Source organism: Haloferula chungangensis (assembly GCF_042664875.1).
GTDB lineage: Bacteria > Verrucomicrobiota > Verrucomicrobiia > Verrucomicrobiales > Akkermansiaceae > Haloferula > Haloferula chungangensis.
On the sequence record NZ_JBHTBS010000012.1, the window covers coordinates 23,391 to 36,977 of the forward strand.

Annotated in this window: 12 protein-coding genes and 1 tRNA gene; 11 read left to right on the forward strand and 2 right to left on the reverse strand. The window is 56.1% G+C overall.

All coding sequences use genetic code 11. The features are described 5' to 3' along the window. Positions 1 to 116: 116 nt before the first annotated feature. On the reverse strand, positions 117 to 458 hold the full coding sequence (locus ACFQY0_RS17735) for an MmcQ/YjbR family DNA-binding protein (protein WP_379715138.1): 342 nt from the start codon (positions 456 to 458) through the stop codon (positions 117 to 119). A 329-nt stretch (positions 459 to 787) separates the two neighbouring features. On the opposite strand from ACFQY0_RS17735, the gene ACFQY0_RS17740 reads away from it, so the two are divergent. After that, positions 788 to 1,621 (forward strand): hypothetical protein, encoded by an 834-nt coding sequence (locus ACFQY0_RS17740; RefSeq protein WP_379715140.1) that lies wholly within the window; start codon positions 788 to 790, stop codon positions 1,619 to 1,621. A gap of 32 nt (positions 1,622 to 1,653) precedes the next feature. Here the strand turns inward: ACFQY0_RS17740 and ACFQY0_RS17745 are convergent, their stop codons facing one another. Next, positions 1,654 to 2,967, reverse strand: coding sequence for a bifunctional UDP-3-O-[3-hydroxymyristoyl] N-acetylglucosamine deacetylase/3-hydroxyacyl-ACP dehydratase (locus ACFQY0_RS17745; RefSeq protein ID WP_379715142.1), 1,314 nt, complete (start codon positions 2,965 to 2,967; stop codon positions 1,654 to 1,656). Between the two features lie 80 nt (positions 2,968 to 3,047). Between ACFQY0_RS17745 and ACFQY0_RS17750 the strand changes: the two genes are divergently transcribed. The 10 genes from ACFQY0_RS17750 (at position 3,048) to ACFQY0_RS17795 (ending at position 13,587) form a co-directional block, all read left to right on the forward strand. Continuing rightward, positions 3,048 to 3,797, forward strand: coding sequence for an RluA family pseudouridine synthase (locus tag ACFQY0_RS17750; RefSeq protein ID WP_379715144.1), 750 nt, complete (start codon positions 3,048 to 3,050; stop codon positions 3,795 to 3,797). Positions 3,798 to 3,811: 14 nt separating this feature from the next. Beyond that, positions 3,812 to 4,567, forward strand: coding sequence for a Nif3-like dinuclear metal center hexameric protein (locus tag ACFQY0_RS17755; protein WP_379715146.1), 756 nt, complete (start codon positions 3,812 to 3,814; stop codon positions 4,565 to 4,567). Between the two features lie 304 nt (positions 4,568 to 4,871). Continuing rightward, positions 4,872 to 4,942: transfer RNA gene (locus tag ACFQY0_RS17760), tRNA-Gly, on the forward strand. 41 nt (positions 4,943 to 4,983) lie between these two features. Continuing rightward, a complete protein-coding gene (locus ACFQY0_RS17765) occupies positions 4,984 to 5,607 on the forward strand; it encodes a hypothetical protein (protein WP_379715149.1) in 624 nt (207 codons plus the stop codon). A gap of 50 nt (positions 5,608 to 5,657) precedes the next feature. Beyond that, positions 5,658 to 6,902: a hypothetical protein gene (locus ACFQY0_RS17770; protein ID WP_379715151.1), complete on the forward strand. Its 1,245-nt coding sequence runs from the start codon at positions 5,658 to 5,660 to the stop codon at positions 6,900 to 6,902. Positions 6,903 to 7,045: 143 nt separating this feature from the next. After that, positions 7,046 to 9,211 (forward strand): GumC family protein, encoded by a 2,166-nt coding sequence (locus tag ACFQY0_RS17775; protein ID WP_379715153.1) that lies wholly within the window; start codon positions 7,046 to 7,048, stop codon positions 9,209 to 9,211. Between the two features lie 32 nt (positions 9,212 to 9,243). After that, entirely contained in the window at positions 9,244 to 9,807 is a 564-nt protein-coding gene (locus ACFQY0_RS17780; RefSeq protein ID WP_379715155.1) for a polysaccharide biosynthesis/export family protein, read from the forward strand. Between the two features lie 21 nt (positions 9,808 to 9,828). After that, positions 9,829 to 10,575: a PDZ domain-containing protein gene (locus ACFQY0_RS17785; protein ID WP_379715157.1), complete on the forward strand. Its 747-nt coding sequence runs from the start codon at positions 9,829 to 9,831 to the stop codon at positions 10,573 to 10,575. A 73-nt stretch (positions 10,576 to 10,648) separates the two neighbouring features. Next, the gene (locus ACFQY0_RS17790) at positions 10,649 to 12,907 is read left to right on the forward strand and encodes a carboxy terminal-processing peptidase (RefSeq protein ID WP_379715159.1); all 2,259 of its coding nucleotides are present in this window, start codon (positions 10,649 to 10,651) and stop codon (positions 12,905 to 12,907) included. Further along, positions 12,907 to 13,587 (forward strand): YggS family pyridoxal phosphate-dependent enzyme, encoded by a 681-nt coding sequence (locus ACFQY0_RS17795; protein ID WP_379715161.1) that lies wholly within the window; start codon positions 12,907 to 12,909, stop codon positions 13,585 to 13,587. The genes ACFQY0_RS17790 and ACFQY0_RS17795 overlap by 1 nt, the downstream gene beginning before the upstream one ends.

Sequence of the window (13,587 nt, forward strand, 5' to 3'; positions counted from 1 at the left end):
AGGAAGCGGGGCTTTGCAAGCCCCGAGGGTGGGTGTGTTGAGGTCATGTGAAATGCAATGATCCGCTTGATGACTCGGCAGGGTTTCCGCCGGGGGTTTCAAACCCCCGCACCTTGTTAGGGGCGTTTCGATTTCGGCAGGGAGGCAACGACCAATTCGTAGGAGTGGTCGATGAGCTCGCGGACCAACTCGCTTGGAATGGAATCGTCGAGCGTGACGGTGTTCCAGTGCTTCTTGTTCATGTGGTAGCCGGGAATGATGGCCTCGTATTCGGCGCGGAGCTCGACCGAGCGTTCCGGATCACATTTCAGATTCATCGTTGCGGGAAAGCTCGATGGGTCCGTGAGGGCGAACATTTTTCCGACGACCTTGTAGACCAGCACGTCGGGACCGAAGGGTGTGGTTTCTTCGACGGCGGGTTTCGCGAGGCAGTGGGCGATAGCGTCGGGGAGGTCCATGAGGGCCGGTATAGGGGAATCGGATTGCGAGCTGAAGCGAGAAAGATCTCTTGAGGATGGCCCGGCAATCTGAGAAGGGTCAAGTCATGAAGGGATGCAGTCGGCTGGTGGTCATACTCTGCTCTGTATCGCAGGTTTTCGCCGATCTTGAGGCTATCGCACATCCGGATGAGAAGTTGGATTTTTCTCGGACGGTGGTTTGGTCGCCCGCTTTTCAAGGTGCTTGGGATGAATTGAATCGTTATTTTGGGGCAGCCGAGGCCGTTGTAGAGCCGCCAAACGAGTTGATCACAAAGCTTAACTCGTTTGAGTGGAATTCGAAAACCGTGATGCCGCAGGAGGGATGGAAGACGTGGGCTGGAGAGGCGACTCAGGAGTTTCTGGACTTAGTAAATGGCGAAGCGGTGGAGATGCTGGGCGGTGGTGACGCGCCCTTCGCGACACACGCTCAGCCTTCCGGTAGCGTGGCGTTCTTGTCGCTGCTTACCCGGGATCTGACCTTCAGGAAAAAGTTCCATCGAGCCACCACCCAGGGCTTGGATTTTCAATTCGGTGAGGACTCCCGAAAGGTTGAGTTCTGGGGAATTACGGGGAGCGGGAGCGGACACTATGGATCCTTCGTTAGGGTCCTTTGGTGGGAGGCGGGGAAGCGATCGAAAGCAGTGGAGATCTTGGCAGAAGGCGACGATCGGGTAATTTTGTTCGAGCCCGCAAAAGCGATGAATTTTACGGATGCCTGCAAGCAAGTTCGTGACTTGAAGGAACGGTGGACGATGAGATCCGGCGAGTGGGGTGGGGCAAATGACAAGTCCTTGCACGCCATGGATAACCTGCGCATTCCCGCGCTCGTGCTTGAAGGGGATGCCGAATTTTCAGAAAGATTGAGCGGCGCTCTAACATTTGGTGGTCCACAGCCATTCCGTGTCGCATATGCAAAACAAAAGCACCTGCTGAAGCTGGACGAAAGAGGCGCCCAAGTGAAGGTGGTGGTCGATGCGGGACTGGAACCCTTTGGTGAGGCTCCGCCGGCGCCCCAAATGCTTTCCCGCGATCTGATCTTCGATCGACCCTTCTTCGTGTTCCTTTGGCGCGATGGCACCGATTGGCCGTATTTTTCGGCCTGGATCGGCGACTTCGCCGGGATGACGGAGTTTGCGAAATAAATCCGGGAAGGAGGCGGGATCGCCTTCCCTGCTTACTTGTCGACGAGGGCGAACTTGAGTTCGGCCTCAGAGGCGATCTCGCCATTGACGAGGCAGCGGCAGCGGGCGGTCCCGATGGCTCCCCGCGAACGCGTCATTTCCGCCTCGATATAAAGGGTGTCGCCCGGAAGAACAGGGCGACGCCACTTCACTTTGTCGGCGCTCATGAAGTAGCCGATCTTGCCGGTGTTCTCCGGTTTGCGAAGCATGACGATCGAGGAAACCTGCGCCATGGCTTCGAGCTGAAGCACGCCCGGCATGATCGGATGGTCCGGAAAGTGTCCGGGGAAGAAGGGTTCGTTGACGGTGACGTTCTTGACTCCGGTGCACTTGTTGTCGCCTTCGAAGTCGATGATGCGGTCGATCATCAGGAACGGGTAGCGATGCGGGAGGATCTTGATGATGTCGTTGATATTGAGGACGGCTTCTCCGGAGGGGATCGAGAAGGGGGCGGCAAGCGAGCGCATGCGCGAGTATTCGCGCTTGATGATGGCGGCGAGCTGGGTGTTGGGGCCGTGGCCGGGCTTGACACAGATGACGTGCCCGAGGATGCGCTTGCCGGAAAGCATCAGGTCGCCGATGAGGTCGAGCGCCTTGTGGCGGGCGAACTCGTTGTCAAAGCGAACCGCTTCCTTTGACATCACCTGATCTCCTCTAACAACAACTGCGTTTTCGAGTGAGCCTCCTTTGATGAGTCCCTTCTCTAACAGTGGTTTGACGTCTTCGTAGTAGACAAAGGTCCGGGCGGGCGCGATCTCCTTTTCGTAGATCTCCGGCGTGATCTCGGAGGAGAAATACTGGGCGAAACGGCCGTCGGGGCCAACATTGGTGACGGAGACTCGGAAGGTCTTGCTGGGGACGATGGTCAGCAGGGAGCCATCGCCGCACTCGTGGTGAATGGGCTCACGAATTTCCCAGGTTTTGCGTGAGGCGTTCTGCGCAACAATGCCGGCCTTCTTGATGAGTTCGACGAAGGGTTTGGACGAGCCATCGCCGATGGGCGGCTCGTTGGCGTCCATTTCAATGATGGCATTGTCGACGCCGAGTCCGCAGAGGGCGGAGAGGACGTGCTCAACGGTGTGGACCTTGACGGAGCCTTCGGCGAGAGTCGTGGCCCGTTCGACGGTCTGGACCTTGTCGACGTCGGCATCGATGAAAGGCTGGTCGGGAATGTCGACGCGGCGGAACTTGAAGCCGTGGTTTTCCGGTGCGGGCTTGAGGGTGATGGTGACCTTGCTTCCTGTATGGAGGGAGGTGCCTTCAAGGGTGGCGGGACCGGCTAGAGTGTGTTGCGCGTCGGCGGACATGCGGGGAAGAGACCAGATTCCAGACTCTCGAGACCAGAGAAAAGCGTGGCGAATCGCAAGGTGGAGGTCATTCTTTGTCCGTGCGCGCGTTGTGTGAGTTTCAGGTAGTCGATGAATCGGCGGACTGGATCGTGGTGGAGAAGCCGGCCCCATTGATGGTGCATCCGGCGAGTGGGCGCTTCGGTGAGCCGACCTTGCTGAGTGGTTTGCAGCAGTTGCTGGCCTACGAACTGGCAAATGGGAACGGGCTGTCGATTTTAACACGCTTGGACCGGGAGACGAGCGGCTTGGTGCTGGTGGCGAAAAACCGGGCTGCGGCCGCCTACTTTTCGCGGCTGTTTCAACGTCGTGAGGTCGAAAAGGAATATCTGGCGGTGGTGCACGGCTGGCCGATCTGGGATGAGCGACAGGAAAAGGGGGCGATTTTGAGGGCGGGGTCGGTGGGAGAGTGCGCGATCTGGCTGCGGCAGCGGGTGCATCCGTCGGGTCGCCAGTGCGCGACGCGTTTCCACGTCGAGCGACGATTCGAAAATGAGAGGGGGCGCTTTTCAGTCATGCGGTGTTTTCCCGAGACGGGGCGAATGCATCAGATTCGGGTGCATTTGGAGGAACTCGGTCACCCGCTCGTAGGGGACAAGATCTATGGGCACGACGGACGGGCGTATCTGGAGCAAGTGGAGGGATCGATTTCGGAGAGCGTCGCAAATGGCCTGATTCTCCCGAGGCATGCGCTGCATGCGACCCTGCTAGGGCTTGCTTGGAATGGGATGCGGATGGAATGGCGTTCGGGCTTGCCCAGGGATTTGGCTCGGTTTGTCGAGGCCGGATGAGTTAAACGAAGTCCATGACGACACTCGCCGAGATCGTGGCATTTTTGGATCGGGAGCTGAAAATTTCCGAAATACCCGACTATTCCGGAGCAATGAACGGGCTCCAGCTGGAGAATGGTGGGGAAGTGAGCCGAATTGTTGCGGCTGTCGATGCGTCCCTGCCCGTGGTCGAGAAGGCGATCGCGGCAAATGCCCAGCTTCTCCTGGTTCATCATGGGATGTTCTGGCAGGGCACGCAGGCAGTGACGGGTGCCTTCTATCGGAAGCTCAAGCTGGCGATGGATGCGGGTCTGGCCATTTACTCCGCGCATCTGCCATTGGATGTCCATCCGGTCTGGGGAAACAATGCGTGCCTGATCCGGGCACTTGGAATCACCGAGACAAAGCCGTTTCTGGACTGGAAAGGCCTGCCACTTGGGCTTCAGGGGAAGGTGGATCTCGCTCGTGAGGACTTGCTGAAGCTCGTGGAGCATGCTGTCGGCGCGCCCGTGCATCATTGCCCGGGAGGACCAGAAAGAGTTCGGAGCGTTGGAGTAGTGACCGGTGGTGCCGGATCCGAGGTCGCACAAGCCGCTGCGGCCGGTGTGGATACGTTCGTGACGGGTGAGGGCCCCCATTGGAGCTACCCGCTTGCGGAAGAGTTGGGGTTAAATGTGGTCTTCGGGGGGCACTACGCGACGGAAACTTTCGGGGTAAAGGCCTTGGCCGGGGCTCTTGCCGAACGATTCGGTCTGGATTGGGAGTTCGCGGACCACCCGACCGGTCTCTAACCATTGATTCGAGGCCTCCTTGCCTGCGCAGGCCTGTTTGGAAGCGGAAAACATCGAAGGTCTTCTCATCGTCCGCGCCATTCACCGCTGAAAATCAACGAGCTGAGGGGCCTGGGTGCAGTCATTCCGGAGGGCTGAAAATGGATCGCTTCGTTATTGACAATTTGGACGAGATCAGGTTCGGGGAGATATCTGTAGAATTGCGTAAACTGCGGTCGCAAAATTATCTCAAGTTTCCCGTCATTTTGTTTAAAAAAGCCTTGCCCCGCTTTGAATTTCCCTGATACTTCCGGCGCACTGAAGCGCGGGTATAGCTTAGTGGTAAAGCTCTAGCCTTCCAAGCTAGCTATGCGGGTTCGATTCCCGCTACCCGCTTTCTGTGACTGCCTAGAAACATCCCAATAACTCACAGATTTATGAAAATGACTTTCCGTTTTGCAATCGTTGCAGCCGCCTTGGGCTTGTTCACTTCCGCTGCGATGGCAGGGGTGGATTGCCTTAAATTGAGTGTTTCCGTAAAACATGCGGTCGCAGCAGCTCCTGCTGATGTTCTTCAAATTGTTGAGCGCGAAGTGGGTGCGAATTCTTCATGTGCTTGCGAGATCGTGAAGGCAGCCATTGAGGCAAGCAAAGCCGACGCTGCTCAAGTGGCTGCAATCGTTGAGGTGGCCGGCACCGTGGCGCCTGACCAGCTTCGTCTCGTCTCTCAGTGTGCCGTTGCGGTTGCTCCTGATGCGCTCGTTGAGGTGCAGTCGGTGACAGCTCGCCTGGATCCTAACAAGGGTGACACAAGCTATGAGGCCGAAAGCGCCAAGGGTTCGAAGACGCCTGTTGCTCCTGAGCCAGCTTGGAATCCACTCAACTTCCCGGGTGCAGGTCCAGTCGGTCCGAATCCTGGTGGGCCAGGTGGTTCGCCGATTCTTCCTTTCACTCCGATGCCAACTCCTACGCCAAACATTCGTCCGGTTAATCCTCCCGCTGGCACCGACACGGATCCAATGCCGATGCCTCCTATCTATTCCGGTGATACTGGTCAGTAATTCGTTGGTGTAATTTGCAGGCAAAAAACTCAACTACCTTTAATATTAGAATGAAACGCAATCTATTCGCCCTCATCGCTGCTGTAAGCGCGGCTACTTCGGCATCGTATGCTGCCGAAGGTCTCTACTACGTTGGCTCGGAAGCTCAGGAGAGCCTGCCAGTGACTTGGACCGTCGGACTTAATGCGACTTGGGATGACAACGTGACCCCGACCGCAGTGCTCATCGGCTCGGATGAAGACGCCTTCAGTCTCAATCCTTATGTTGGCGTTTCGTTCGTCAACATGACGCCGCAGTCGACACTTGATGTCTACGCCCGCTTGGGAGCGATCTACTATCTGGATCAGCCAGCTGCCCTTGGTTCCGACGACTTCTACACTCAGGCGCGAGCCGGTGTGAACTGGACCTATCGTTTCAGTGAGCGTCTTCGCTTCAGCACCCGCAACTTCATCGCTTATGAGTTGGAGCCGGACTATGCTTATGGTTTCGCGACCAACCGCCAGGTCGGTGAGTATCTCTACTACCAGACTGACAACTCCATCGGTTACCGCTGGACTGAGCGCTTTGCAACCTACACGGGCTTCTCCTTCACCGGACTCGAGTATGACAACAACGTGCCGAACCAAGATCGTCTTACCTGGTCGGTCTACAATCAGTTCCGTTATCAGCTGAGCCCACAATCGGTGCTTACCTTCGATGTTCGTTACTCCGATACACGGGCTGATGGATTCGCTGCTGACTCCGACTCGCTCTACTTCCTTGCTGGTATAGAGCACCGCTTCAGCCCCAACACGATCTTGATCGCTCGTGGTGGTGTGCAGCTCTATGAAAGAGATGCTGCTGGTGGTGCTGATGGCACGGCTCCCTACATCGAGTTGGCCTTGCGTTCCGCAGTGAACGATCAGTTCTCGATCCGCGCGTTTACTCGCTATGGTGTTGAAGTTTACGACACCACCCGGACCGTGTTCGGTGGCCTGTATGACTTCGATGAGCGCAATACGCTTCGTCTTGGTGTTACCGGTGAATACTCACTGTCGCCAATGCTGAGCCTCTTCGGTGGAGTGGACTACATCCCTGCTACCTTCGATGAAGGTCGCCTGGTTGCTGGTGCCGGCCCGGTTGCTGCAAGTGGATTCGGTGAGGACCTGTTCAATGGTTATGTGGGTCTCTCCGTGAAGTTCAACGAAACCTTCTACGGAACGGTTTCTTACAACTACACCGACAGCAGCTCGGACTTCGTTGGTTACACCTACGACAGAAACCGCATCAACGTTGGTCTCCGTGCTGAGTTCTAAGAGCGCGAAATTGAGTCAAAACCAATCGTTTCTCTAGAAATACTGATCAAAACGTTTCAACTCCCGCAATGGCCCGCCATTGCGGGAGTTTTTCGTTTGAAAAGCGAATCGTTCCAGCGGATAAATCCAACCCGTCCTAATCCATGAATTCACCCGCAAGTAACCCATCGGAAGCAGCTCTTCACGCCGTTGACTATTGGCAAGTCGTTAAGAATCGCTATGGCATCATATTGTTGACCTTCCTTCTCGTTTTCATGACGGCGCTGGTGATCACCTATGTGATGCCGAAGAAGTATGAGTCATCGACAACTCTTCAGGTCCGCCCAAGAACTCACTCGATGGAGGTGTTCCAGGGTGTTGTCGGGCGGGATGTCAGCGGAATGACTCCCACTTTCTTCCCGACAGAGTTTGAAGTGATCCGTGCTCAGAAGACTCTTGATATCGTCATCGATGATCTGGAGTTGATGAATCGCTGGGCTATGGATCGTGAGGCGGTACGCAACAAGCTCACGAGCATCATCGATGCGGAAAACATCCGGGGAACCGACCTGATTGAAATTCGAGTTCGTGCATCAAGCGCCCAGGACGCTCGCATGATCGCGGAACGTGTCTCAGAAGCCTATCGCAGCCGCCGGACCAAGCTTGAAGGTCAGCGCACCGAACAGGCATTGGCCGAATTGCGCGATGCGGTTCAGAAGCAGGAGGATTCTGTCGAGGATAAGAGAAAAACCCTCACGACGATCATTCGGAATCAGGAGCTGATCTATCGTGGCTTGAACAATCAAGGGGGGCGCGAAGGTGGACTATCCAGCGATGAAGAGGCCCGAATTGCGGCGCTTTCGTTTGCCGAGCTATCCGAGCAGAAGATCATGCTCGAAAGTCAGATTGAGACGCTCCTCAAGTATGATGGAGATCAATTGATGACCTACGCCTCGGGGCTCCAGCTTCCCGAGAACATCATTCGAGTCCTGCACCCCCAGTACTTGGAGGCGAAGCGAACACTCGACGCGCTTAAGCTTGGAGGTCTTGGTGAGCGTCACCCGAACGTCAAGCAGCAGAAGGAAATTGTGGAAGGGATGCGCCGCGACCTTGATGAAGGTGTCGTCGCCTTGCGCGAAACCCTGCGAGCACAACTTGAGTTGTCGACAGAGCAACTGGCACGCCTCAAGGAGCAGATGGAAGATAAGAAGGGTCGTGCTGTCCAGCAGGGCATTGGTCTTCACGGATTCGACGATGCGAAGGCGGAATTCGAAACATCCCAACGACTGCTTGAGCAGTTGAAGATCAAGCTGGTGGCTGAGGAAATGCAGCGCCGTATTACTGAGAATCCGATCATTATCCATGCGGAGCCCTTCGAATCGCAAACGGCTGTTAGCCCGAACATTCCCCTGAATCTCGCCTTGGGCGCGGTGGTTGGATTGATTTTCGGCGTCGGTATCGCCTTCTTCCTGGAGTATCTCGATACATCGGTGAAGACCCTCGAAGACGTCGAGCGTTACCTCCAGGTCCCTGTGCTTGCCGTGATTCCAAAGGATGTTGGCGTGCTTTACAAACAGAGTGGCATGAGCCCGGATTCGGAGGCTTATCGAATCCTGCGAACCAATATCGAGTTCAACCGGAAAAATCCCGAGGACAATGCAATCACGGTGGTTTCTGGTGGTGCCGGTGAAGGTAAGTCGACGACCCTTGTCAACCTCGCCTACATTTGTGCGCAGGGGGGATACACCACCTTGATGATTGATGCGGACCTTCGTCGTCCACGTCTCCACACATTCTTTGACATCAACAATTCCGTCGGTCTGACCAACTACCTCACGACGGAGCTGATGCTGGAAGATGTGATTCTCCAGACTCCGGTCGATAATCTCTATTTCATGCCTTCGGGAATCCTTCCGGCCGATGCCGCCGGAATTCTGAACTCACGCCGGATGTCCGAATTGATTCAGGATGTGAAGCAGCGCTTTGACCTGGTGCTGATCGACTCCCCTCCAATTCTGGGTGTCAGCGATGCTTCGGTTCTCGCGAGTGAAGTGGACCTCACGATGATCGTGGTCCAGCACCGCAAGCTCCCCCGCAACATGCTGATGAGGGTCAAGCAGGCAGTCGAGAATGTCGGTGGCCACGTTATCGGGGTGGTGCTAAACAATGTGGATGTCCGTAGTGACAGCCAGTATCAGTACTATACCAGCTACTACACCTACTACGCGCCGGCCGAGGGTCAGCCTGCAGTGCCAACGAGCAAGAAGCAGGCTGAGAAGCAGGCCTCCGCACCGGTGTCCCAACCGGGATCGGGTGACGACCTTTATTGACACCGAGCCGATATCGAGGAACTTTTAAGACCATGAAGACAATCTTTCTGATCATAGCTGCGATGGCGTCCCTGCTGTCGATTGCGAGTGCCCAAAGCACCATCAGTGCTGGGCGTGCCATCGAAATCCGTATCCTGGGCGTCCCCAATGAGGAAATGGCCCGGGTCAACAGCACCTATCCAGTTTCCGAAGGTGGTTACATTCGGATGCCTTTCATTGGGAATGTGCGGGCGGCCGGGTTGAGTCCCAACTCATTGGCTCAGAGCATCGAGGCGGCCTATAAGTCGGCTCAGATTTACACCAATCCGACGGTCCAGGTGCTTGCTTCAAGCGATGAGACCCTGACTGAGCACATCGTCACCGTCGGTGGTTATGTGCAGAGACCGGGGCCGGTGAAGTACGTCCGAGGCTTGACGCTCTATGATGCGGTCCAAGCGGGTGGAGGTGCGACGCCCTTTGGAAGCATGCATCGCGTGAGGTTGATCAGAAACGGGAAACTGCGCGAGTATGACCTGTTCAAGACCCAGTCGAAGGGTGTGCTGATCGAGCCATCGGATACGATTGAAGTGCCTCAGAAGAATATCTTCGGGCGTTGAGCCAAAGGAGGGAGTGATGCCATGCGCCCTTCCGGAAAATATTTAGGCTTTGTTCTCGGGGTGGCCACCATGGCGGTGGCCACCCTTGGCGCGTCTGGCCTGGAGCCGCCGGCTGCGCTGATCAAGAACCTGGGGGCTGACGCTTACCCCGAAAGAATGGCGGCGGAGAGAGCTCTGAGTGAATGGGCCCTGAACCGCGGTGATGAGGCGAAAACCGCTTTGCTCGAGCTTAGCAAAACCTCGGGTGATCCGGAAATTCGTCGACGTTCCTTGTCGGCACTGAAAACGGTGGTCATCAAGGAGTTGACCGATCAACGGCCCGGGTTTGTCGGGATCAGAATGGGGGTCGTCGAACTTTCGGCCGAAGCGGCTGGAGGGGGCGTAGGAGTTCAGGTCGAGGCGGTTACCCCCGGGACCCCGGCGGAGAAGGCTGGAATTCGCGTGGCCGATGTGATCCTGAAGCTCGATGGGAAAGGCTGGACCAGGCAAGAGGCCCAGCACGAATTTGCGGAGCGGATCGGCGGCAAACGAGGGGGAGACAAGGTCAAATTTGAAGTGCTGAGAGGCGAGGAAAGACTGGAGTTCGAACTCGTGCTTGCTCATCGCCCATGGTCTCTGGGCACCTATAACCAGACGCTCCAATTTCGCGGAGGCGATCCCTTCTTCATGCCAAACCAAATTCCGCCCGATGAGAAGAGCGCCGAAGAGCTGGCTTTTCAGGAATGGTTAGAGAAACAGAAGGCGATGACACCAAGGCCTCGAGACTAAAGTTTAAAAAATCGACATTCCGGGGGGCTGTGCGACGCTATTCGGGCTGTAAATCCCGTTTTCCAAGTTATCCATGAATCGACTACGTTTTCGTTCCGCCGCTTTGGCCGTGGCACTTTCCGCATGCACCTTGGCTGCTTGTGCTCAGCAGGCTGACTTCAATCAAGTAGGTCGCGAGATGGCGATCATGCTGCAGAACAGCCACTTTGATCGCTCAAGCCGCTCGTTTAAGGAGCTTGGTGACGATTTTCTTAAAACCTACCTCCGTGATCTCGACTATGGTCGGGTCTATTTTACCCAGGCGGATGTCACTCGTTTCGAGGAAACCTATGGTGACAAGCTTTCGGAGATGCTCCTCCAGCAGGACAGCATGACTGCCGCGACCGACATCTATGGAACGTTTGTCAAGCGAGTGGAGGCTCGCGTTGCGGAGGCGAAACGGATGCTCAAAGAAGACGAATTTGATTTCTCGAAGAACGATTCTGTCATGAGGAGCCGCAAAGAGGCTCCGTGGCCGAAGGATGAGGCGGAAGCAACGGAGATTTGGCGCAGACAGATCAAGGAAGCGCTGCTTTCCGAACGCTTGCGCCGGGAGATGGTGGCCAAGTTGGCCGAAGATCAGGGGAAAGAGAATCCTTTGGCCGAAGAGCGCGAGCCACGGGAACGATTGGAGCTTCGCTATGAACGGTTCCTCCATAGCGTGAAGGATGTCGATGACGACGATATCGCGGCCTATTTCCTTAGCGCCGTGGCCCAGACTTTCGATCCGCATACCGACTACATGAGCTACAAGGAAATGGAGCGCTTCAAAGATGGCATGCGCAACCAACTTGTGGGCATCGGTGCCTTGCTTCAGGCCGAAGAGGACGGAGCAACGAAGATCATGGGAATCGTGGTTGGCGGGCCCGCTGACCGTGCTGGACAGCTGAAGTTGAACGATCGCGTGGTCGGAGTGGACTCACTAAACACAGGGAATCCCGAAGACATGGTCGACATCATGTTCATGAAAATCGACAAGGTGGTCGATTTGATTCGTGGGGCGGAAGGAACCGAAGTGCGATTGAAAGTTGAACCTGCGGGAGCGCCTCCTGGAGAGACGGCATTGATCGTGATCAAGAGAGGAAAAGTGGAACTCAAGGATGCGCAGACTTCAGCTGAGGTCATCGAGTACAAAGGTTCGGATGGCGAGACTCAGAAACTCGGAGTCATTACCCTGCCGTCATTCTATGCGGACTTTGACGCCGGTGAGACCCGTTGCTCCGTGGATGTCGAGTTGATGCTGATGCGCTTGAAGGAGGAGCAGATCGATGGACTTGTCTTCGATCTTCGAAACAATGGTGGCGGCGCTCTCGAGGAAGTTCGCCGGATGACGGGTTTCTTTACTCGCCGACTTCCTGTCGTGCAGGTGAAGAACACTCTCGGTCAGATCCAGGTGAAGGAGTCGGACAATCGCCGACCGATCTATGATGGACCGCTGCTGATTTTGACGGATAAGAGCAGTGCCTCTGCGACCGAGATTCTAGCGGGAGCGCTCCAGGACGACAATCGTGCCGTCATCATCGGCGATTCCTCGACCTTTGGAAAGGGGACGGTGCAGCAGCCGATGGACATCGGTCGACAGATGCCGTTCTTCGCGGACCGCAACAAGGCCGGCACTTTGAAGGTGACCATTCAGAAGTTCTATCGTCCCTCAGGATCCTCGACTCAGAACAAGGGAGTGGTTCCCGACATCATCCTTCCGAGCCTGACCGATGCGCTGGAAGTGGGTGAAGGCTACCTTGATCACGCCCTGGATCATGACATCATTCGTCCTGCGCCAGGCTTTGAGCCCCTTTCAAAGGCCAACCTCTTCATTCCGAGGCTCAAGGAACTGAGCAACGCACGGGTGACCAAGTCGAAGGATTTCGCCTACGTGATTGAGGATGTGACCAAGGCTCGCGCTCGCCTGCGTGAGAACAAGGTGTCCTTGAACATCGAGGAGCGCCGCGAGGAGTTGGCTGAGGCGGATGCCACTCAGAACGCCCGTAATCTGGAGCGTCGCGAACGATACGCGAAAATGTCCAAGTCCGATTCCGGCAAGATGAAGTTCTTCAAGCTGACTCTGGATGATCTGGAGGAAGGAAAAGGTCTCCGTGAAGTGGATCCGACCCTCGATGCGGAAGACTACATGCGCCGCGCGGAGGACAAGACCGCCGAGCTGGATGATACGCCGGAATGGCCGAGCAAACTCGACCCAACGAAGCGCGAGGCTTTGTATGTCCTTTCCGATCTCGTCGATATCACGCGCAATGCGAAGATGGCGGGCTTGCTGAAAAAGAATGAAGGGCGCTGATGGCGGCGATTGCTGAAAGATTGAGCGACATTCGGGAACGAGTGTCGCTTGCTTGTTTGATGGTGGAAAGGAAGCCCGAGGACGTGCTTCTTCTGGCAGTTTCCAAGACCTTTCCGGCCTCCTGTGTTCAGGAGGCCTTCGAGTCGGGTCAGGTCCACTTTGGCGAGAGCAGGCAGCAGGAGGCTGCGGAGAAAGTGGCGCAGCTACCCGCTGAGATTTGCTGGCATTTCATTGGGAAGCTTCAGCGAAACAAGGTGAGAAAGGTTCTTGCCGACTTTGACTGGCTCCACAGCGTCGATTCATTGAAGTTGGCAGGCCACATTGACCGGATCGCGGGAGAGGAAGGCAAACGGCCGAAGGTCTTTCTCGAAGTAAATCTGGCAGGAGAGGAGAACAAGGGAGGATTCCAAGTGGACGAGCTTCGTCGCGAAATGGACGCGCTCGCTCAGCTTTCCAATCTTTCGCTTCAGGGCATCATGGTGATTCCGCCGGCGGTGGACGATCCCGAGATGTCACGGCCATGGTTTATCCAAGCCCGCGAGTTGCAGGCCGAGCTCCGCGAGGAATCAGGGCTCGAACTTCCCCACCTGAGCATGGGGATGAGCGGCGATTTCGAGGTGGCCATTGAAGAAGGTTCGACGATTGTCCGCGTCGGCTCGGCAATCTTCGGCGGGCGCTAG

Excerpts from the sequence above, each read along its gene's own strand:
- ACFQY0_RS17735 (WP_379715138.1), bottom strand. The coding sequence starts at position 458 with ATGGACCTCCCCGACGCTATCGCCCACTGCCTCGCGAAACCCGCCGTC.
- ACFQY0_RS17740 (WP_379715140.1), top strand. The coding sequence starts at position 788 with ATGCCGCAGGAGGGATGGAAGACGTGGGCTGGAGAGGCGACTCAGGAG.
- ACFQY0_RS17745 (WP_379715142.1), bottom strand. The coding sequence starts at position 2,967 with ATGTCCGCCGACGCGCAACACACTCTAGCCGGTCCCGCCACCCTTGAA.
- ACFQY0_RS17755 (WP_379715146.1), top strand. The coding sequence starts at position 3,812 with ATGACGACACTCGCCGAGATCGTGGCATTTTTGGATCGGGAGCTGAAA.
- ACFQY0_RS17765 (WP_379715149.1), top strand. The coding sequence starts at position 4,984 with ATGAAAATGACTTTCCGTTTTGCAATCGTTGCAGCCGCCTTGGGCTTG.
- ACFQY0_RS17770 (WP_379715151.1), top strand. The coding sequence starts at position 5,658 with ATGAAACGCAATCTATTCGCCCTCATCGCTGCTGTAAGCGCGGCTACT.
- ACFQY0_RS17775 (WP_379715153.1), top strand. The coding sequence starts at position 7,046 with ATGAATTCACCCGCAAGTAACCCATCGGAAGCAGCTCTTCACGCCGTT.
- ACFQY0_RS17780 (WP_379715155.1), top strand. The coding sequence starts at position 9,244 with ATGAAGACAATCTTTCTGATCATAGCTGCGATGGCGTCCCTGCTGTCG.
- ACFQY0_RS17785 (WP_379715157.1), top strand. The coding sequence starts at position 9,829 with ATGCGCCCTTCCGGAAAATATTTAGGCTTTGTTCTCGGGGTGGCCACC.
- ACFQY0_RS17790 (WP_379715159.1), top strand. The coding sequence starts at position 10,649 with ATGAATCGACTACGTTTTCGTTCCGCCGCTTTGGCCGTGGCACTTTCC.
- ACFQY0_RS17795 (WP_379715161.1), top strand. The coding sequence starts at position 12,907 with ATGGCGGCGATTGCTGAAAGATTGAGCGACATTCGGGAACGAGTGTCG.